Source organism: Methanocaldococcus sp. FS406-22 (assembly GCF_000025525.1).
GTDB lineage: Archaea > AGJL01 > Methanococci > Methanococcales > Methanocaldococcaceae > Methanocaldococcus.
In genome coordinates this window covers 885132-904922 of the sequence record NC_013887.1, presented here as the reverse complement: position 1 = coordinate 904922, position 19791 = coordinate 885132, and the positions used below count along the sequence as shown (strand labels likewise).

General features: G+C 30.5%; 17 protein-coding genes. 9 read left to right on the top strand and 8 right to left on the bottom strand.

From position 1 onward, the window contains the following. Positions 1 to 8: 8 nt before the first annotated feature. The 4 genes from MFS40622_RS04505 (at position 9) to MFS40622_RS09460 (ending at position 3968) form a co-directional block, all read left to right on the top strand. Positions 9 to 1124: a hypothetical protein gene (locus MFS40622_RS04505; protein ID WP_012980496.1), complete on the top strand. Its 1116-nt coding sequence runs from the start codon at positions 9 to 11 to the stop codon at positions 1122 to 1124. A 54-nt stretch (positions 1125 to 1178) separates the two neighbouring features. Beyond that, positions 1179 to 2633, top strand: coding sequence for a methanogenesis marker 14 protein (locus MFS40622_RS04500; protein WP_012980495.1), 1455 nt, complete (start codon positions 1179 to 1181; stop codon positions 2631 to 2633). Positions 2634 to 3025: 392 nt separating this feature from the next. Then, entirely contained in the window at positions 3026 to 3805 is a 780-nt protein-coding gene (locus tag MFS40622_RS04495) for a 50S ribosomal protein L11 methyltransferase (RefSeq protein WP_012980494.1), read from the top strand. A gap of 4 nt (positions 3806 to 3809) precedes the next feature. Then, positions 3810 to 3968: a hypothetical protein gene (locus MFS40622_RS09460; RefSeq protein ID WP_012980493.1), complete on the top strand. Its 159-nt coding sequence runs from the start codon at positions 3810 to 3812 to the stop codon at positions 3966 to 3968. A gap of 56 nt (positions 3969 to 4024) precedes the next feature. On the opposite strand, the gene MFS40622_RS04490 is transcribed toward MFS40622_RS09460, so the two are convergent. From MFS40622_RS04490 to MFS40622_RS04470, 5 genes are read right to left on the bottom strand one after another with little or no spacing between them, the layout of a single operon-like run. Beyond that, a complete protein-coding gene (locus MFS40622_RS04490) occupies positions 4025 to 4756 on the bottom strand; it encodes a hypothetical protein (RefSeq protein WP_048197468.1) in 732 nt (243 codons plus the stop codon). Continuing rightward, positions 4740 to 6095 (bottom strand): PglZ domain-containing protein, encoded by a 1356-nt coding sequence (locus MFS40622_RS04485; protein WP_012980491.1) that lies wholly within the window; start codon positions 6093 to 6095, stop codon positions 4740 to 4742. The genes MFS40622_RS04490 and MFS40622_RS04485 overlap by 17 nt, the downstream gene beginning before the upstream one ends. 4 nt (positions 6096 to 6099) lie before the next feature. After that, a complete protein-coding gene (locus MFS40622_RS04480; protein ID WP_012980490.1) occupies positions 6100 to 8571 on the bottom strand; it encodes a DNA methyltransferase in 2472 nt (823 codons plus the stop codon). A gap of 10 nt (positions 8572 to 8581) precedes the next feature. Then, the gene (locus MFS40622_RS04475) at positions 8582 to 12214 is read right to left on the bottom strand and encodes a DUF6079 family protein (RefSeq protein ID WP_012980489.1); all 3633 of its coding nucleotides are present in this window, start codon (positions 12212 to 12214) and stop codon (positions 8582 to 8584) included. After that, complete coding sequence (locus MFS40622_RS04470) at positions 12207 to 12746, bottom strand: hypothetical protein (RefSeq protein WP_012980488.1); 540 nt, start codon at positions 12744 to 12746, stop codon at positions 12207 to 12209. The genes MFS40622_RS04475 and MFS40622_RS04470 overlap by 8 nt, the downstream gene beginning before the upstream one ends. A gap of 144 nt (positions 12747 to 12890) precedes the next feature. Here MFS40622_RS04470 and MFS40622_RS04465 point away from each other — a divergent pair, with 144 nt between their 5' ends. Continuing rightward, on the top strand, positions 12891 to 13469 hold the full coding sequence (locus MFS40622_RS04465; RefSeq protein ID WP_012980487.1) for a DUF447 domain-containing protein: 579 nt from the start codon (positions 12891 to 12893) through the stop codon (positions 13467 to 13469). Here MFS40622_RS04465 and aroD read toward each other — a convergent pair. Together aroD and MFS40622_RS04455 are read right to left on the bottom strand one after the other, a co-directional pair. Then, positions 13461 to 14123 carry a type I 3-dehydroquinate dehydratase gene (aroD, locus tag MFS40622_RS04460; RefSeq protein WP_012980486.1) on the bottom strand — a complete coding sequence of 221 codons (663 nt, stop codon included), beginning with the start codon at positions 14121 to 14123 and terminating at the stop codon, positions 13461 to 13463. The two genes, MFS40622_RS04465 and aroD, sit on opposite strands and share 9 nt — an antisense overlap. A gap of 102 nt (positions 14124 to 14225) precedes the next feature. Continuing rightward, positions 14226 to 15143 (bottom strand): hypothetical protein, encoded by a 918-nt coding sequence (locus tag MFS40622_RS04455; protein WP_012980485.1) that lies wholly within the window; start codon positions 15141 to 15143, stop codon positions 14226 to 14228. 88 nt (positions 15144 to 15231) lie between these two features. Between MFS40622_RS04455 and hisD the strand changes: the two genes are divergently transcribed. The 4 genes from hisD (at position 15232) to ade (ending at position 19266) form a co-directional block, all read left to right on the top strand. Next, complete coding sequence (hisD, locus tag MFS40622_RS04450) at positions 15232 to 16509, top strand: histidinol dehydrogenase (RefSeq protein ID WP_012980484.1); 1278 nt, start codon at positions 15232 to 15234, stop codon at positions 16507 to 16509. 18 nt (positions 16510 to 16527) lie between these two features. Further along, positions 16528 to 16863 (top strand): hypothetical protein, encoded by a 336-nt coding sequence (locus MFS40622_RS04445; protein ID WP_012980483.1) that lies wholly within the window; start codon positions 16528 to 16530, stop codon positions 16861 to 16863. 67 nt (positions 16864 to 16930) lie between these two features. Then, complete coding sequence (locus tag MFS40622_RS04440) at positions 16931 to 17587, top strand: DUF5612 domain-containing protein (RefSeq protein ID WP_012980482.1); 657 nt, start codon at positions 16931 to 16933, stop codon at positions 17585 to 17587. Continuing rightward, positions 17584 to 19266 (top strand): adenine deaminase, encoded by a 1683-nt coding sequence (gene ade / locus MFS40622_RS04435; protein WP_012980481.1) that lies wholly within the window; start codon positions 17584 to 17586, stop codon positions 19264 to 19266. The genes MFS40622_RS04440 and ade overlap by 4 nt, the downstream gene beginning before the upstream one ends. An 18-nt stretch (positions 19267 to 19284) precedes the next feature. Here the strand turns inward: ade and MFS40622_RS04430 are convergent, their stop codons facing one another. Then, entirely contained in the window at positions 19285 to 19752 is a 468-nt protein-coding gene (locus MFS40622_RS04430; RefSeq protein WP_012980480.1) for a V4R domain-containing protein, read from the bottom strand. Between the last annotated feature and the right edge of the window lie 39 nt (positions 19753 to 19791).

Here is a 19791-nt window from a genome sequence, read left to right as displayed (position 1 = left end):
TGATAGATATGTACGATTTTGCCATTATCGGCTCTGGAGTTGCTGGCTCTACCTTAGCTAAGGAGTTAGGGGATAAATATAAAATAGCAGTGATAGAAAAAGGGAAAAAACCAACTTATGCCTCAGAAGGGAAGCATGTAGAGATAAATTATGTCTATGGATTAGGAGGGAGTGAGGTTTATTCCTTAGGAAATGCCATAAAAACAGAAATTAAAGGCTACAAAATAGATAAAGATATTTATAAAGAAATTTGGGAGGAGTTAAACATCAAAGTCCCAGAAGATGATTTCTTAAATGATATTGATAAAGCTTTTATTGAATTAGGGTTTAAAAAGATGGAGAAATTCATAGACTTTAACAAATGTGATAAGTGTGGAGAGTGTGCAAGAAAGCTATGCAAGGCAAAATGGACACCTTTAAATTATCTAAAACAGTCAAAAGCAGATATAATTACTGAATTTAACATAAAAGCAATAAACTATAACAGCTATTATGAAATCTTAGATGATAAAGGCAGAAAGATTAAAGCTAAAAATCTTATAATCTCTGCTGGTGGAATAAATAGCCCAAGAATCTTAAAAAAGCTAATTGACGATGAAAACATTGGGAAAAATCTTTTCATAGATACATTTGTAACTGTTGGTGGAATTTTAGAAGATAGCTATTTAAACAAAGACATATCAATGCTTGTTTATAAGAGGTATAAAAACTTTATTTTAGCTACTCATTACTCAAAACTCCTATTTGATGAGATAAAAAAGGATTATAAGGATGTGAGAGAGAAAGATATTGTAGGGATTATGATAAAGATTAAAGATGAAAATAATGGGGTAGTTTTAGATAACGATGTTAAAAAGGAAATAACCAAGGAAGATTTTAAAACCCTTGCAAGGGGTATAGCCAAGGCATCAAAGTATTTATACAAGTTGGGTGTTGATGATATATACACTACCATACCAAGAGGTTCTCATCCAGGAGGAAGTTTAAGTTTGGTAGTTAAAGAGTTTGAGGTTAAAGAGGGGCTTTATGTGTGCGATGCCTCTATATTTAAAGAGGCGTTAGGAGTTCCGCCAATAGTTTCAATTATAGCATTAGCTAAGAAATTTGTGAGGGAGGTTTTATAAACTACAATTAACAGAGATAAATATTATTGCAATTTATTTTAGGGTGGGGATAGTATGGGAGTCTTTGATATCATCTCTGGTATATTTAAAAAGAAGCCAAAAATTGCGTATGCAAAATCTCAGAGTGTTGATTTGATTGAGCTTAAGAGAAATCCTTACTATATAGTTGCATCAGTTGAGTTGGGAAATACAACAACAAAATCCATTATAACAGCGACAAATATGGATACCGGTAAAACATACATTGTTAGCAAATATGTGAAAATGACGAGAGATGTTAGACCTCCAAAAAAAGGAGAGGAGGTCTTTGGAGAGACATTATGGGGAGTTCAACTAACAAGAGATGCTGTAGCAGATATGGTCAAGGAGGTTTTGTTGGAAAGCTTAAAGAAAGCTGGGCTAACTGTTGATGACTTACACTTTGTTGTTAGAAGTACTGGAGTTACTGCTGGTTTTGCTTCTCCAGAAGAGGTTGGAGAGATGATTATTGCCTTAGCTCAAGGATGTATGAAAGCTGGCGTTCCTCCAGCAAAGATGACACCAGCAATGACCAAAGAGCAAATACCAAAACCATTTGATAAATACTCCTTCTTAGATAAGATTATCTTTGATGGGGCAGTTACTGGAGTTCTCCCTCCTACAGGAAAGGAGGTTGTTGCCAACGAAATGGAAGGGGAGCTTGTTACTGCTGGAATTAAAGTGGGGAGCAAATGGACAGATGTAGATTTCAGAAACCCATGTATGAGTATTGACTTTGGAACTACATTAGCTGGTAGGATTACAAATGACACTCTACCCTATGCAAAGGTTATTGGTAATTTATGCGGTTTAGCTGGTGCTATAGCTGATGCAATTGCAAGAGGTTCTGGAAAAATAGATGAAAAAACAGGAGCAGCTTTAGATTTAGCAAATATAAAAGGAAAGCCAAAGGAAGAGTTGGCTAAGGAGTATGCTGAAGAGATGCATAAGTATATTATAATTAAGGAGGTTCCAAAGGATGTTGATAGATTCGGAACTGTTCCAGTAGATCCAAAATCTGCTGAAAAGGCAGGGACTACCTTAATTGGATGCGATGTTGGTAAAAATGGTAGTGATTTGGTAAAATTGGAAGAGTTGGGAAGAGAGTTAGTTGAAAAAAGTGATATTCCAACGTTAATGTGTTGTTTGGATTATGTTATGAGTGAAGTCGTTAGAAGATTGGTGGAGTTAGCTTATAAAAAAGGATTAATCAATGAAAAATCGGCTATTGGAATTACTGGAAGAGCAGGAATTACTGGAAAAAAGCCGGAGTTGATTATTGAAAAGCTCAAAACCTTGGAGATTTGGGATAAGGTTGAGGAGAATGTTGTGTTTGTTGAAGATGGATTAGCCTTAGGAGCTTCAGTTATGGCAAGGTGTATGAACTGTTTAGGAACCCCGCAAGTGCCTATTGGAGGTGTTAGGGGCGGAGGATGTATATTAGGTCTAAGAAGGAAATGGCAAAAAGAAAGGGGAATGATAAGGGATTAAATGCCAAATATATAGGATTTCCACAAAATAACATTTTAAATGAAATATTGATGCTTATACTAAAAATTATTACTCTTTGTTCTTTAAATCATATCTGTAAAATGTTATATGAATGTCAGGACGTAAAACCCCTCCCCCATCATTATATAAAATATCTCTAATATTGAACATTCAAATTAAAAATAGACATTCTAATGCCCCCACGTAATAATATTGTTAGCATACCTTCTATATATATTTTTTTATTTTTGAAAAATATGGAAAATTAGTGTATATAGGTTACGCACTCTTCAATCTATTAAATTTTTTATTTATATTAATATATAACTTTCGTAGAGGTAAAATTAACATTAAAGTTTAAATTGAATACATAAAACCTGAAGGAGATGAACATGAAAGTAAAATTAAAAGTCCCACAATGGCATTACTCTTTACTAACAGATTATGAAAGATTAGCAATCTTTAAAAACGCTATAGAGAGAGTTGTAGATAAAGATGATGTTGTCTTTGATTTAGGAACGGGCAGTGGAATTTTAGCAATGATTGCTGCAAAGAAAGCAAAAAAAGTTTATGCTATTGAGTTAGACCCATTCACCTATGATTACGCAAAGGAAAACATAAAAGTTAATGGATTCAGTAATATTGAAATTATTGAGGGAGATGCCTCAACTTACAACTTTAAAGAGAAAGCTGATGTAATTATAGCCGAGCTTTTAGACACTGCTTTAATTACTGAACCGCAAGTTAAGGTTATGAATTCAATAATAGAGAGAGATTTTTTAAAAGAAGATGCTAAAATTATTCCAGCTAAAGCAATATCAACTATACAACTTGTAGAGGCAAAAATGAACCATATCTATTATGATGAAGATATTAAATCAGAGGAAGTTTCTGAAGAGGTTATTTATGAGGAAGTTAATTTCTATAAGATAAATCCTATTGAAGTAAGCTATAATATAGAGTTAGAGCTTGAAAAAAGTTGTGAAAACTTAGGAATAAAGCTAAGGACATACACAATATTAGATGACAAACATGTAGCAGGACAAACACCAATGTTAAACCCTCCATTGGTAATTCCATTAAATAAAAAGGTAGATAAAGGAAATGTTAAAATAAACTTATCATACAGAAGAGGAGGAGATTTAGAGAGTATAAAAGTAAAAACGTGGTGAAAGAATGATAGTAAATATTAAAGAACTAACCCATTTAATGGATACAATTAAGATAAAAAAAAGATGTTCTAAGAAAATGGTTGGAAAATATAAAGATTTAATCCCTTTAGGAAAAGAGTCTTCAACATACTTAAAAGAACTGAGGGAGGAAGAATATGATTAAATATCTTTGTAAACTTTATAAAAATCGACTTTATAGCCAATACCTTAAATTTTGCTTTATATAATAATATCAAATTTTTGCGTGATATATACTAAATATCCGCCTGCTCTATAACTTAACTGCCATAATTTTCCATTATATTTTTGTAAGATTTCATCAAAATCTAAATCAAATACATTAAATTCTTGTATTAAATCAAATGTTTGTAATTCAATTGTAGATGTTTTTGTATAGTATGAATATAACAGTATAAATAATACCTTTTGTTTTTCATTTAGTTTAATTTTTGGTTTTATTGCATATACGCCAGTATCAATTTTTGAAAATATATCAAATTCAACCATGACTTTAAGAAAATTATCCACAAATTTTTCTGTTGATCTTCTTTGTCCAAATTTTGTGCTAACAATCTCCATAACATCCTTTCGTTTGAAGTTTATATTTTCATATTTTTTTAGTATTGAGTTTAATATGATTCTAATTGAGTTACTTCTTATTAATAAAACTTCTAAATATAGAGGTTTCATGATTTGGAAATCATAATTTTTTGAATAGTATAGTAATGGAGAACTTTGAACTTCAATTGTCCTTGCATCAATTTTTTTAGTCTCAACAAAATATCTAAGTAATATTGTTTTAATTTTTCTTCTACTTTCTTTTCCAGCAATTTCAAAAAGTATTTGATCTATTTTTCTATTTATTTCATCATTTTTATCTCCAGGTTCTAATATGTTCAATAAGTCATACACCCATCGAGCTTTTATTGGCATTTCAAGACCTATTAACAATTTTCTTCACCTCTAAAACCTCTACAAATGGAATAATCAGCTCTTCTATTGTAATACCACCATGTGTAATAGAATATGACTCTTTTGAGAGGGGTATTCTTTTTTTAGGGAAAATAAAAATATCATTGTTATTTAAATGTCTGAATTTTTTTCCTTCCACTATTATAAGTTGATTTTTAATGCTTTCATCTATTAGATTTAAATCATCCACACGTCCACATCGTTTACCTTCATAATCTAAATATTTAGGAAGATGGAATCCTTTTTCAAACGTTTCAATATTCCCATGGTCAGAAGTTATGAATACTCTCCATCCCAAATCTTTAGCAGTTTTTATAATGTCATATAGGTCTCTTTTAAAGAGTTCTTGGAGTTTATGATAGGCATGGTTTTTGTTTACATCTTCTGAATGTATAACTTCATCAAATTTGCTATATATAAAACATATCATTTTGTGATTATCTTGAGAAATTGCATTTTTTAACTCTTCTATATTGTTCTTTATGTAAATTCCTAATTCTTTTCCAAGTTCATTACTGATTTTCTGATAAAATAACTTTTTTTCATCATTAATTGTTAAATTGTCAAAATTTCTTGGAATTAATCCAGAACAAAGTGATATACGGGAATAAAACGTTAGTGTAGGAATCATGGCAAAAATGGCTCTATCACATGTTTTTTCAAAGAAGTCTTTTATGGAAAAATAATCATCCCATGCCATACAATCAATTACAACCAAAAGCACTTTTTCTGTACTATTATTTTTCACTAATGAGATTATGTAATCTATAGCTTTATTTATAGTTAAAAATTTTGAACCGTAAGTAAAAAGTTTGTTATATGAATTAAAAACAAAATCAAAGAATTTAGGATCTACAACTCTTTCTAAAAAGAGGTTTATAGATTTACGACTTTCAATATCTTTAGCTTGGTATTTTAAATTTCCTATAGTTTTTGCTAACTTAATCCATCTAAATACTGAATTTATGTCTGAAGAAATTTTATCAATATAGGAATGAATTTCATTTAAGTTTATTTTTGTGGATGTAGGGAAATTAGATAGTGTGTTTATTCTTCCAGAATTTTTGATTATTGAATAGATTTTTGATTCTTTGACACTTGAGATTAATATTATTCCACTAAATTTAGAATGTTTGGAATAAATTTCAATAATCCTCTTTTTTTGTTGTTGTATTGGTTTGTCTCTAAGATCTTCAATAATGTATCCTTCATTTTTTAGTTTATCAATTATATCATAAGATACAGAAAAATCAGGGTCAAGGATTAAATTTGGTCTTCCAGGGTCTAACCTATCCTTAACCCATAAATATAGCCTCATATTTTCAGTCCTCTAATTTTGAGTATGCTATATCTACAAACATTGAAATATCTTCATCTTCTTCAACAAGTTTTGTTGGTAATTTCTCAGCTACCAAAATAATGTCTTCATAACACTTTTTCTTGTATAATTCTTTAAATCCTTCGACAATAACACTCTTTTTGACATTTTTAATTTTAGCTTTAATCTTTCCTGCTTTAATATCTTCAAGTAATTTGTTAAATTCTCTAAGTAGTTTGTCTCTCTTTTTCTTTTCGAGAGATTTTTTCTCTTCTTCGGTAGGTCTCCTCCACTTTCCATTTTCCTCTATAAAGTTTTGTCTTAGAAGTTCTTCCAATTCTGGAATGTCTTCCTCAGTGTTTCCTAAGAACTTTGTATAGTTTGTATAAATTTCACTGTAAGTTTTTGGCTCTTTTAAGAAATTCCATAACCAAAGAAGAGCATCTTCTTCATTTGTAATGAATAATGTTAATTGTTTCTTTTTGGCTAATAATTCTCCCAATTTATTTTCCTGCTCTTTTCTTAATTTATCTGCCTGCTCAATAGTATACCAATAACCATCTATATTTATGAAGTTTTCTTTTAACATTTCATAAAATTCTTCTGAATCCATGGTAATTTCATAACCATGTTGCACATAATATGCTAACATTCTTGAATAAAGGACTTTATCAGTTCTTTCTATATTTGGTTCTAATGGTAAATGTTGTAAATGCTCTTCTACAAATTCTTTTTCAAATCCTTTACCTTTAGATTTTAAGAATCTTTCTTCAAATTCTTTTTTTGGTTTGTAAGCATTTATAATCAAATCTGTAGCAACTGATGTAGTTCCAGTTATTTGTTTGAATGTTTTTTGTTTTTTATCCAATGTAGATACCATTGCAATAATAAATCCTGCTTTAGATAAAGCTTCTTGGATTGCGTTCCATACTTTTGCTTTTGAATTATGGAATTCAATAGTTATCCATCTATTTGGCTTTAATATTCTATACATTTCTTTAAAACATTGATACATAAGTTCCTTATACTCATAAACATCTTTATTTTGTGTTTCATTTATTATTGCCTCTGGTTTATTATTTGTAAAAACTCTCAGCCATGATTCCCAGATAAAGTTTAATTCAGAGTACATTAGGTTATCTCCGAATGGTGGATCAACAAAAATGTAATCTATGGAATTGTCTGGAATATTCCTTAAATCTGTTGAGGATTGTGTTGTTATGTATATTTTATTATTTATTTTTGGATAACTATTCAAATACTTACACAGTCGGTCTATTCTATAATTCATCATATATATTATATTAAATTCATAACCTATGGAAGGAATGTATAATGTTCCAGATAAAAAACCTGTTGGTCTTTTAGGATTCCACCTATACATTTTGGTAGTCCTAAGTAATGCTGAAGTAAACCAAAATATCAACGCATATTTTAAATTTTTATCCTCAATCTTTCTGATTTTATCATAAAATGATGCTAAACACCATAAATTTCTTTTTGTGTAAAAATGATGAACGTGAGTTACTCCGTGCGATTTTTTAGGTTGTTCAGTATTATATCCTTCTGGCATTCTATATGTTGGATACCAGTATGGAATATTTCTTTTTTCAATTTCTTCAATTAACTTCAAATCTTCATCATCTGGGGTTTTTTCATAAGTTTTCCATTTTTTACCTTCTCTAACCTTATAATTTATTAAAACTGGCACTTGTTTTGCTTGTTCTATTTCTTTTCCAAGAGCAGAATCATACTTTTTCACAAAAACTCTTTCAAGTTTCCTCTTATCCAATTTAATTTCACAACTTGGACAGATAAATTCTTTTTTCACTTTATTTTTTTCAAAATCTACTGCAATATCCCAAAATACCAACTCTGCACCACAATTTGGACATCTAAAAACATCACTCCAAACAACATAATTTATTACTCCCTCCCTACCATCATCATGTTTTGTCTTATACATCCATCCACATTCTTCTTCAACTTCTTTTAAAATTTGCTCTGCCATTTTTTTAAATTCCTTAGGATTTACAGGATGCGTGAAATTATATGCTATAAATGTTGCAACTGGAGAGAGGTCATTTAAGATTGCATGTCTTCCAGTCATCAATGCCGCAACACCAGTCATCCCACTACCACAAAATCCATCAAAAACTATGTCTCCAGGCTCAGTATAATGCTTTATAAACTTCATTATTGCTTTATATGGAACTTTTGTATGATAAGTATGTGCATTATAAATTGGGTCGTTCTTCCCCTCACTTACATCTGAAACATAAGGAGTTTTTTGGTAATCATCATTTTCTGCATCATAAGACTTTCCAAACTCTTTTATAAAGTCTTCAATGTAAGGGTTAGGGTAAAGAGTAAATTCTGGGGGGTTTGATATCTCAACGATATCTTCAATATCTCCTAATGGAAACCCCTCAATGTTTTTAACTTTTTCAATGTCTTTAATAATATTGTCTTCCATTATAAACACCTCATTTTACAATTTTTACCCTAACATTTTCTCCCTTAGGAACTTTTATTTTAATAAATTCTTCAAATTTTTCTTTTAGTTCCTCTGGAGTTAATAGGTATCCTCCCTCCCCTAACCATTCATAAAATTCTTCAAGTCTAATTTCAACAACTTGGAAGTCCTCAAATAGTTTATTTATAATACTTACTAACTCTCTATCAACCTCTCCAAGTGAGTTTTGAGCAATAATATCTTCAATAGCATCTTTTTCATTTGGTTTTAAGAACTCTATTTTATCTTGAACTTTTTTAATCTCCTCAATAATTACTCTCTCCCATTCATCTCTTAATTCATCAATTTTTTTACTTAATTCTTGAACTTTTTGTGATAAATCAATACCTATAGGAGAATCTCTTGGGAATCCGCAATAACATACTGGCATATATGTTAAGTGTTGTTCTGGATTAGTGATATTACATCTTTTCTTAAGAAGTTCATAAATTTCATTTTCAATTTGTTCTACTATAGAACCATTTATGCACCTCACTTGTGAGAGTATCTTAAGTTCTTTTAAAGTTTCAGAATTCAGAAGTTTGTTAAGTTCTTTCCACTCTTCTTTTTCAAAGTACCTTTTATGTGCTTCAGCATAAGCCTCGATATATAGTCTCTTAAATTCTTCAAGTTTTCCTGGAATAGGCAACCTATGTTGAATATCAAGTAATTTATCACTTTCAATAATTTTAACTACCTCTTCGTATAGCTCATTCAACTTTTTGACATAAATTTCTGAGAATATATCCTCACATGCATCTATAATGTCTTTTGCAGATTTTGCATACTCAAGTAGTGGGATTATCTTCTCAAGGTCGTTCGTTAATCTTCCTAAGATTTCTATGCTTTCTCTCCATTCTTTAATTAATTCAGGAGATATTTTGTGTATCTTATTGAAATCATGTAGTGAATTAACTTCTTTTAATTTATTCAATAACTCTTTATTGTTTGCAATGTTCAATAATGATTGTATTTTATCCTCAGAAACTGTAAATCCTAAATTTTTTATTTTATCAATCTTGGATTGTAAGTCATTAAGTTTTTTAATTACATCTTCTAATTCACTTACTCTGAATTTGTAGTCCTTTAATGCATCTAATCTCTGATTTTTTATTCTAATTTTTGTTGAATCTAATTCTAAAGCATCAAATATCTTTTGAAGGTCATTAACTGGGAATTCTGAAACAGGTTCTATATATTTAACAATATCAAATGCTGATAAACCTTTTTTCTTTAAAAGCTCACGTATCTCTAATGGCCCTATACGATCTTTTGTTGATTTCTTTAATTCAATCTCATCATTTATGAGTAGAACACTAACAAAAATGTAGGAAATCTCTTTTTGTATTCCATAAGGTTTTTGAGACATTTTTTCAAGGATTGACTTGAAATCCTTTGTTTTTCCACTCAATAAATCTTGTATTTTTGATATGTATGGGTTATCAGTTATTTTCAATTTGCCTTGGCTATATAATCCCAAGTCTGAGAGTATTTTAATGGTATCTTTCCTATAATTTTCAGGGTCTGGAGATGCTAAAATATCCTCCAATACTCTTTTCACAACATCTTCAATATTTTCTGGAGTTATTTTTATTGAGAATTTTGGATACTCACTATACTCTCTACTAAAGTAATCTTCCAACAATTTTGATTTTATCTTTTCAATAATAGTGTAGATATCTCCAACTTCTTCACCAACTAAGTCTCCAACAACAATATTTTTTCCATTATAGTTAATTACAGAATTTAGCATATCATTTGTTAATTCATCTACCAATTTTCTTTTTACTGTAGCTAATTTATCTTTCATAACATTAACATACTGTCTATCTCCAATAAGGGCTTTAATTGCTGAATATCTCTTTAGATTTTCTTCAGATTCCTTAATTTTTAGCTTAATTAATATGGTAGCATCAGATGGTTCAAAAATCGATTCTGACTTATATGGAGAAACAACCACTACTGCAAAATCATTTCCTAAGAAATTTTTATATTCTTTAGCGGAATTTTTAAGATTTTTACCTTCAAATATTATAAATCCATTACGGAATCCCTTTCTACTTTCCCAGAATGCTGTAGTTCTAAAAATCTTTATACTTGGCCTTTCTAATTTTACGTCATCTCTGGAGAGTTCTAAACTCTCCCTCAAAAATTCAAAAAGGTAAGATTCGCGGTCATCATTACTCTGTATAGAAATCTTTCTGTTTATTATTTCATCGTAGTCAATCTTTCTTTCCAAATCTATATAGAATTTCTTTTCCTTTTCATCATAACCTAAAAATTGTCCAGCAGTTTCTCTTCTAATTCTTTTTATAATACCGAGTATATAGTCATTTATCTCTATTGATTCTAATCTTGGAAGAACCATTAAATCATAAGCAATTTGGTAGGGAGTTGGTTTTTCCTCAGGTTTCATCAACTTATATACTGCAAGAGATTTAATTATACGCTCTGCAATATCCCTATCTTTTCTAAGAGCAGGAATGGATTGTATCTTGTATAGCAATCTTTCAACAACATCTAAAACTTCCCTTACTTCTTCAGTATTTGATATTGTAGGGTTATTATAAATTTCATCAAATATTGAATCCATTGTTACAAAAGCTGGGAATTCTTTATCAAGTATTTCCTTTATTTTGTCCATCGCAAATTTTAAAATTCCTCTTTTTTGGAAGTAAGGTAATTGCCTAAATGCATGTAAAACGGACGGATGAATTGGATAGAGTTCGATAAATTCATCTTCTTTTCCTTCAAAATCCTCATAATATTTTTTATACTGTGATAAAAGTTCTCTAAGCTTTGCAATTTGGGCTGGAGTTTTTGGAACTATCCTTTGTGCAAGGACTTTCTCAACGTCCTCTTTAGTAATTTCGATTATATGGTATCTTTGGTAAACTCTACTTACGGCATCTGCTTGGTCAACATAAAGAGGGCTTCTAAAGATATTTTCTTGCATTGAAAAAATGAATATTATATCTTCTTTTTCAGATAATTCTCCAAGTATCCTTATAAACTGCATATCTTGATTAACGTCCTCCCTATGTTTCTGTCTAAGAAAGTCGGATAACTCATCAAATGCGACTATAATCCCTCTATCAGGAAATTTTTCTTTTACAGGTTTAATTATATTGTCGATTATGTATTGCTTATGGTCTAAAATGCTATTAAATTCTTCCTCTGTTTTTGGGACGTTAATTTTTATTCCGTAATTTTTCTCAAGGTACATTTGCATTATAAGATAAAAAATGAGTCCAAATGGCTGTCTAATTGGATTTAACTCATATACAACAATAATGAAATCTTTTTCTAAGTTTTCTTTTAAGTATTTTTTAAGATCTTCATCTTGTATATAATCAATTAGAGATTTATCTCCTGCTATATTTACAATAAAACCCAAGAAATGTGACTTTCCAGTACCATAATCACCAATTATAAAGATTGAACGATGTTGGATATCATTTAAGTTCTGAACTATAAGCTCAATATCTTTCTTCATTTTATCTGAAACTACAAAGGTTGAAACAAGCTCTTTTGGATCATCTTTTACTACTTGTATGACTGGACGAATCTCCTGAAAATTAAAAAGTTCTTTTACCTTAACCATCGGCCATCATCTCCTTTAACTCTACACATATAATTTCTGAGATATCTATGTCGCTTCTATAATCCTCATCTCCAGGATTTCCGAATGTTGCAGTTTGTCTAAGTTTATTTAATTTTAATGGGACAAATAAAACTATTGGATGAGTTCTTGAGTGGTATTTAAATGTTCTTATTGGCTCTAATCCCCCAAAATCTTTTGAAAACAGTAATCCAACATTATCAAATATTATTGGTTCAGGAATACCACTATTTTTTGATATAATGTCATAAATTATATCATTAAGTTTCAGCCCAATTTCTACTGAAGATATATCTTCTTCAAGCAATTCTACAACAATTTGTGAGATGTCATAATATTTTCCACCATTTTTTGTTATCCAGTCTATTATTTCTTCCTTTAATTTTTTAGATTTAGGATTAAGATCAAGATTCTCAGGTTCTGAAATTAATAGCATCTGATAATGATTCTTAGAAACTACCTCAAGAAGTTTTTTTAAATATTCACTATCTAAATATTTATATGTGTTATCCATAAGCTTTACCCCCACATCAGTGACCTAAAATATAGCATTTTTATAATACAAAAAAAGGGGAATATATAAATTTTACTTTTAAGTATTTCTAAGATGGGTTAGTGTTTTATAAGCAATATTACTAAACATTAAATTGGGATAATTATGATAAATGAAGTAGTTGTAGCAACAAGGAAAGATAACAAAGACAATAAAGCCCCAATTGGTGTTTATTTTAAAGATAAAAAAGTTATCATGCATCTTTTTTCTGGCTCTCATACCTATGAAAATCTTTCAACTGAAGATTATTTTTCGGTTAATGTAGTTCCACCAATTGAAATAGCAAAGGCAGTTTTAGATGATAATGATGAATATCTCTACTACAATGATATCCCCTATTTAAAAAACTCCTATTATACTATATTTTATAAAGTTGTTAAAAGGGAGTTTATTGATAAGGAAGATAAATTTGGAAAAAACAGATTGATGATTGTAGAGGGAGAAGAGATAAAAAGAATATATTTAGATAAAGTTCCAAAGCCATACAATAGAGCAGACGGATTATTGGTTGAGATGGCAGTTATTTATTCAAGATTAGCTAACAAAAACATAAAAATTGATGAAGAAGACAAAAAAGAGATGGAAAAAGAAATGAAGAAATATTTCTCAATAATTAAAAAAGTTGGTGGTAGAGAGCATAAACAATTGGCTGAAACCATGCTAAGAAATTTAAATTTACTCTAATTTCATTAACTTCCAAATCTCTTTTAGTGTGTCAACATCAACTTGCCCAGGGGCAGAGCTTTTCCCTTTGTAAGAAGCAAAGGTTAATATTGAGCCAAAATAAACCCCCAAGATTCTTGTTAGTTTCCCTTTCTCCCCCATTCCAATGCCTATAATCTTTCCAGGATATTTATTTATCACTTCTAAAATATTGAGGACATCTTCTTTACTATTTGCCATTGTTGCAAATTTTGCTATATCTCCAATGCTAAGAGCTTTTTCAACAACATCTACCAATTTTTCCTTTGACGGAGTTTTTTCAAAATCATGATAAGAGATTATAATTTTTGTTTTTGAACCAATTTCATCTCTAAATTTTACAATTTCTTTATTTTTCTCTTCTCTTAACTCAATATCAACATACTTAGCATTATATTCAATTGCCTTTTTTATTAAGTTTAATCTTTCCTCATTATTTCCTTTCCAATAACCACCTTCCCAATCTGGTCTAACGGTTATTATGCAAGGATATTTAGCAAATTTCTTTATATCTTCTTCACTAACTTCTTTAAGCATATCTATCCTAAATTCAACAATATCTGCTATTTCTAAATACTTTTCAGCTGTTTTTATTGCTTTTTCTACACTATCTTCAACTACTGGTAGACATATCATATTCTCTACCTTATTCTGTTTTATTTAAAAATAGAATGCGAAATAATATTTTAAGTTTAGTGTAATTAATTTTTAAAAATATAAAAATAGAAAAAAAGAAAATTATTCTTCCTCTTCTGAACTCATAAATTTGTAGAAATCACCATATTCAACCTGGCTCTCCTTGCTCATTAACTTATCAATGGATTTCTTCATAATCATTGCATATAAGTCAATTAAATCTCTATACTTAACTTCTGGTAACCCAGTATAGACAAATAGAACTTTCTTAAAGCCCCCTCTTGTAGCATTATCTACTAAGTATGTAGCTAAAGCTTCAGTTAATGGTTCAACTGGTGGATAACCTTTACCTAAAGGAACTCTCTTCTTATAGAATCTTCTTCCATATTTTAACCCTATAACCTGTGAAAACCTGAAGTGCATTATATAATCTGATATTTTATCCATTCTTCTGAAAATCTTTAGCCACCAATCAACATCTGCCTTTTCAGCTGCTTCATCTAAATCATCCTTCTCATAAACACCCAATTCATTTAAGAATATGTTTTCTAACTGTAATGATGGAATGATTTTTATATCTTCCTCTTTAGCTGCCTTTACAAGTTCTTCAAGCTCATCTAATGTTCCAAACTCACCAATGTTTGTGGCTGGTTCTGGAGAGTAAATTATGTCATTATTAACTTCACTGAACTTTTTTAAAACATCCAAGTGGTAGTTCAAATCATCTCCCACTCTTTTTCCAAGGTGGTAGTTGTATATCTCAGCCCCACATAATGTAGCTTTTTCTATGGCTGAGAGATGTCCTTTTAATCCTTTCTCTGACGTTAAGCTGTAATATGGACCGTGAGCTAAGATTGAGGTGAAATATTCCCCACCTAATTTTTTGTAGCTTTCATAGTATCCAGATGGCAATCTTCTTGATAACACTGCTGGTGGAATTTCAGTAATTCTTGTCCCCAATAATGCTGCCTGCTTTAATGTTGATAAAGCATTATAAGTCCCCCACTCAAACAATATCATTTTCTCACCCTAAATTTTTCTTAATAGTAAATAATATAAGCACTAACTATATATAAAGTTTGTCAATCAAAAATTTATGGTGGCAAAGATGATAATCAAAAAAATTAAGGAATTAACAAAAGAAGAGGAGGAAAAAATAATTAATAGGAATAAAGCTAACTTTGAGGAAATATTACCAACAGTGATGGAGATTTTGAAAGACGTTAAAGAAAAAGGGGATGAAGCATTAAAATATTACACAAAAAAGTTTGATGGTGTAGAAATAGAAGATTTTAGAGTTTCAGAAGAGGAAATAGAAGAGGCTTATAATTCAGTAGATTATAAGGTTGTTGAGGCTATAGAGAAGGCTAAGGATAACATATACTTCTTCCACAAAAAGCAAATGGAACAAATTAAAGATTTAGAGGTTAAAAATAATGGTATAGTTTTAGGACAGGTTGTTAGAGCAATAGAAAAAGTTGGATGCTATGTTCCTGGAGGAAGGGCTTTCTATCCATCCACAGTTTTAATGACAACAATCCCTGCAAAAGTAGCTGGATGTGAAGAGATATATATCACCTCCCCACCAACAAAAGAAGGGAAAGGTAATCCAGCTACATTGATAGCAGGAGATATTGTTGGAGTTTCAGCTATTTATAAAGTTGGAGGAGTTCAGGCAATAGGAGCTTTAGCTTATGGAACAGAAACAATTCCAAAGGTTGATATTATTGTAGGGCCTGGAAATATATATGTAACAACAGCCAAAAAAATGGTTTATGGAGAAGTTGCCATAGATTTCTTAGCAGGTCCTTCAGAGGTTTTAATTATTGCTGATGAAACTGCAGATTCAGAATTTGTTGCCTTAGATTTTATTGCTCAAGCTGAACACGACCCTAATGCCTCTTGCATAATAACAACAACATCTGAAAAGAAAGCAGAGGAAATTAAAAATAAAATATTTGATGAGATAGAAAAAGCTGAAAGAAAAGAGATTATTTTAAAAGCCTTAGAAAACTCTGCCATATTAATTGGTGATTTAGAAGAGTGTATTGAATTTTCAAATAAATACGCCCCAGAACATTTGGAAATATTAACCAAAAATCCAGAAGAAGTTTTAAATAAAATTAAACATGCTGGAAGTGTATTTTTAGGAGAATATAGCCCAGTTCCTGTTGGAGATTACGCATCAGGAACAAACCATGTTTTGCCAACTTCACAATTTGCAAGAATGAGTTCTGGTTTAAATGTAGAGACATTTTTAAAGAAAATAACTTATCAAAAATTGGATAAAGAGAGTTTAAAAAATATAGCTGATATTGTTATCACCTTAGCTGAAGCTGAAGGATTGTATGGACATGCTGAAGCTGTTAAGAGAAGATTAAAATAAAATTTTTGTGTGATGGTTATGACACCATTAACCTTATTAATTTTATTTTTTGGATTAGCATTTATTTTAGTTGGTTTTGGATTGATGTTGGGATATTTGATATTTGGTAGAAGGAAAGAAACTGTAAATGAAACCGTTAATAGAACAGTTATAGTCGAAAGAGATAACAACCTATTGGGTACTGCCGCAGCTGTTGCTGGAGGCGTTATAGCTGGAGAATTAATAGCTGATGCTATAGAAGATGTGATAGAGGACGAGGACAATAGAAAAGATATGAAAGAAGGAGAGGATATTACTGAAACGGCAGATGCTTTTGATGATACTGACGATTTAGATAATTTAACTGATTTTTAGTTATTTGACATCTTTATCTTATTTATATATACTCAAATTTTGTAATAATAAAAATTAATGTGAGAGCATGGAGATTGGGATAAGTATAGAGGCAGAAAACAAAGTTGGAGTTTTACACAAACTTACGGGAATTCTTTCTGAACTAGGAGGAAATATAACTTATACTCAGCAATTTATTAAAAATGATGGAGAAACTGGCTTTATTTATATGGAAGTTGAAGGAATTAAAGATATAGATGAACTAAAGAGAAGAATGGAAAGCTGTGAGCATATAAAGAGCTTTGAAATTCACAGCTCATTAAAAAAGATTTATGGTAAGAGAGTTATTATTATTGGTGGTGGAGCCCAAGTTGCTGAAGTTGCGAGAGGAGCAATAAGTGAGGCAGATAGGCATAATATCAGAGGGGAGAGAATTAGTGTCGATACTCTCCCAATAGTTGGTGAAGACAACTTATATGAGGCAGTTAAGGCAGTAGCTACTCTCCCACGAGTGGGGATTTTAGTTTTGGCTGGCTCTTTAATGGGAGGGAAAATTACTGAAGCAGTTAAAGAGTTAAAGGAAAAAACAGGCATTCCAGTAATAAGCTTAAAGATGTTTGGCTCTGTTCCAAAAGTAGCTGATTTAGTTGTTGGAGACCCATTGCAGGCAGGAGTTTTGGCAGTTATGGCTATTGCTGAAACAGCAAAATTTGACATAAATAAGGTTAAAGGGAGAGTTTTATGATTGTCTTCAAAAATACAAGGATTATTGATGTATATACTGGAGAAGTTGTTAAAGGGAATGTTGCAGTTGAAAAGGATAAAATATCATTCGTAGATTTAAATGATGAAATTGATAAGATAATTGAAAAAATAAAGGAAGATGTTAAAGTTATTGACTTAAAAGGGAAATATTTGTCTCCAACATTCATAGATGGGCATATACATATAGAATCTTCCCATTTAATACCTTCAGAGTTTGAGAAATTTGTGTTAAAAAGTGGAGTAACAAAAGTAGTTATAGACCCGCATGAAATAGCCAATATCTCTGGAAAAGATGGAATTTTGTTTATGTTGAGTGATGCCAAAATTTTGGATGTTTATGTTATGCTCCCTTCTTGTGTGCCAGCTACAAGCTTAGAGACGAGTGGGGCAGAGATTACAGCAGAGAATATTGAAGAACTCATCCTTTTAGATAATGTCTTAGGTTTAGGAGAGGTTATGAATTATCCTGCAGTGATAAATGAAGATGAAGAGGTTTTAAGAAAAATAGAAGTAGCTAAAAAATACAACAAATTAATAGATGGGCATTGTCCAAAATTAAAAGGTTGGATGTTAAACAAATATATCTCCCATGGAATAATGAGCGACCATGAGAGTGTTGATGAAGATGAAGCATTAGAAAAACTTAGATTAGGACTAAAATTAATGATTAGGGAGGGAACTGCCTCAAAAAACATCTATTTGCTTAATATATCTAAAAAGATAAAAGATTTTAGAAATATAATGTTAGTTAGTGATGATGTCTGTGTTAGGGACTTAGATGGCTATATGCTAAATATTTTAAGGAAAGCCACCAACTATGTTTCCCCAATTGAAGCTATTCAAATGGTTACAATAAATCCAGCAAATTATTTTGGATTTGATGTAGGAATTAAAGCTGGAAATGAGGCAAGTTTTGTAATCTTTGAAGATTTAGACAATTTTAAAGTTTATGATATTGTTATAAAAGGAAGATTTTTAGATGATGTTTTAAATGAACTAAATGAAAATAGAAAAAGAAAGATTCCTGAAAAACTCATGAACACCTTAAGATACTCATATAAAGATAGAGAAGCTTTTTTAATTAAAGGGATTGATTATAAGGAGAGAGATGGATTTGTTAGAGTGATAAAACCATTAAAAGATTCTTTAATAACTGAAGAGCTGATATTTAGTGTTGAAGAAGTAAAAATATTATTGAATGAAAATGCTATAAACAAAATATTCGTTATAGAGAGGCATAAAAACACTGGAAATATTGGAAAAGGTTTGATATACAACTTCTTAGAAGAAGGGGCTTTAGCATCTTCCTATGCCCACGATTCTCATAACGTAATAGCCATAGGAAATGATGAAAAGGATTTAGCTTTGGCTGTAAATAAATTAAAAGATATTGGTGGAGGATTTATGGCTGTTAAAGATGGAGAGGTTGTTGAATGCCTTCCTTTACCAGTTGGGGGGATAATGGGGGATGATGGAAAATATGTATTTGAGAAGATTAACGCTTTGTATAAAAGAATAGAAGGTTGGAGTTCTTTTGATAATCCATTTTTGAGCATGAGCTTCTTTTCCCTTCCAGTAATTCCAGAGCTAAAAATAACTGACAAAGGTTTGGTTAAAGATATGCAATTAGTTGATTTATTTGTAGAAGTTTCGAAATAACTTAGGTTGTAAAATCCTTTACTTGACTTCAATAACTTCAAACACGCATTTATCCTTTCCCTGACAAACGCATTCTATCTCCTTAACTATAAATTTCTTTTCATATATCTCTTCTAAGCATCCAGCTAAAATTCCCGCTATAAAATCATGGATTGGTTCGTCTTTATGTATCCATCCATATGGAGGGTTAGAGAGATTTATTTTGTATGGTGGATTTTTGAGAAGTATTTCATTTTTATCTATCTCTAAATCACCAAAATTCATTAATTTAAATATTTTTTTCAACTCTTCTATATTTTTTGGAGATAATATCTTTCCAAATTCTACACCTATTTCATATAGGGATATCTCTGAACCGAGCTCTTTTACCTTCTCAAATATCACCAATGCCAACAATCCAAAATATGGGACGGGTATTTTTTTACTTTTCTTTATAATTTCTTCATTTTTTATTGCCTCTAAAATATTGGGGAAGATTTTTTCCATAATATCCACCGATTTAATTTTAAGTTTCTGAATATTTGG

Excerpts from the sequence above, each read along its gene's own strand:
- MFS40622_RS04455 (WP_012980485.1), bottom strand. The coding sequence starts at position 15,143 with ATGATATTGTTTGAGTGGGGGACTTATAATGCTTTATCAACATTAAAG.
- MFS40622_RS04495 (WP_012980494.1), top strand. The coding sequence starts at position 3,026 with ATGAAAGTAAAATTAAAAGTCCCACAATGGCATTACTCTTTACTAACA.
- MFS40622_RS04430 (WP_012980480.1), bottom strand. The coding sequence starts at position 19,752 with ATGGAAAAAATCTTCCCCAATATTTTAGAGGCAATAAAAAATGAAGAA.
- MFS40622_RS04470 (WP_012980488.1), bottom strand. The coding sequence starts at position 12,746 with ATGGATAACACATATAAATATTTAGATAGTGAATATTTAAAAAAACTT.
- MFS40622_RS04475 (WP_012980489.1), bottom strand. The coding sequence starts at position 12,214 with ATGGTTAAGGTAAAAGAACTTTTTAATTTTCAGGAGATTCGTCCAGTC.
- MFS40622_RS04465 (WP_012980487.1), top strand. The coding sequence starts at position 12,891 with ATGATAAATGAAGTAGTTGTAGCAACAAGGAAAGATAACAAAGACAAT.
- hisD (WP_012980484.1), top strand. The coding sequence starts at position 15,232 with ATGATAATCAAAAAAATTAAGGAATTAACAAAAGAAGAGGAGGAAAAA.
- aroD (WP_012980486.1), bottom strand. The coding sequence starts at position 14,123 with ATGATATGTCTACCAGTAGTTGAAGATAGTGTAGAAAAAGCAATAAAA.
- MFS40622_RS04505 (WP_012980496.1), top strand. The coding sequence starts at position 9 with ATGTACGATTTTGCCATTATCGGCTCTGGAGTTGCTGGCTCTACCTTA.
- MFS40622_RS04480 (WP_012980490.1), bottom strand. The coding sequence starts at position 8,571 with ATGGAAGACAATATTATTAAAGACATTGAAAAAGTTAAAAACATTGAG.
- MFS40622_RS04445 (WP_012980483.1), top strand. The coding sequence starts at position 16,528 with ATGACACCATTAACCTTATTAATTTTATTTTTTGGATTAGCATTTATT.
- ade (WP_012980481.1), top strand. The coding sequence starts at position 17,584 with ATGATTGTCTTCAAAAATACAAGGATTATTGATGTATATACTGGAGAA.
- MFS40622_RS04500 (WP_012980495.1), top strand. The coding sequence starts at position 1,179 with ATGGGAGTCTTTGATATCATCTCTGGTATATTTAAAAAGAAGCCAAAA.
- MFS40622_RS09460 (WP_012980493.1), top strand. The coding sequence starts at position 3,810 with ATGATAGTAAATATTAAAGAACTAACCCATTTAATGGATACAATTAAG.
- MFS40622_RS04440 (WP_012980482.1), top strand. The coding sequence starts at position 16,931 with ATGGAGATTGGGATAAGTATAGAGGCAGAAAACAAAGTTGGAGTTTTA.
- MFS40622_RS04485 (WP_012980491.1), bottom strand. The coding sequence starts at position 6,095 with ATGAGGCTATATTTATGGGTTAAGGATAGGTTAGACCCTGGAAGACCA.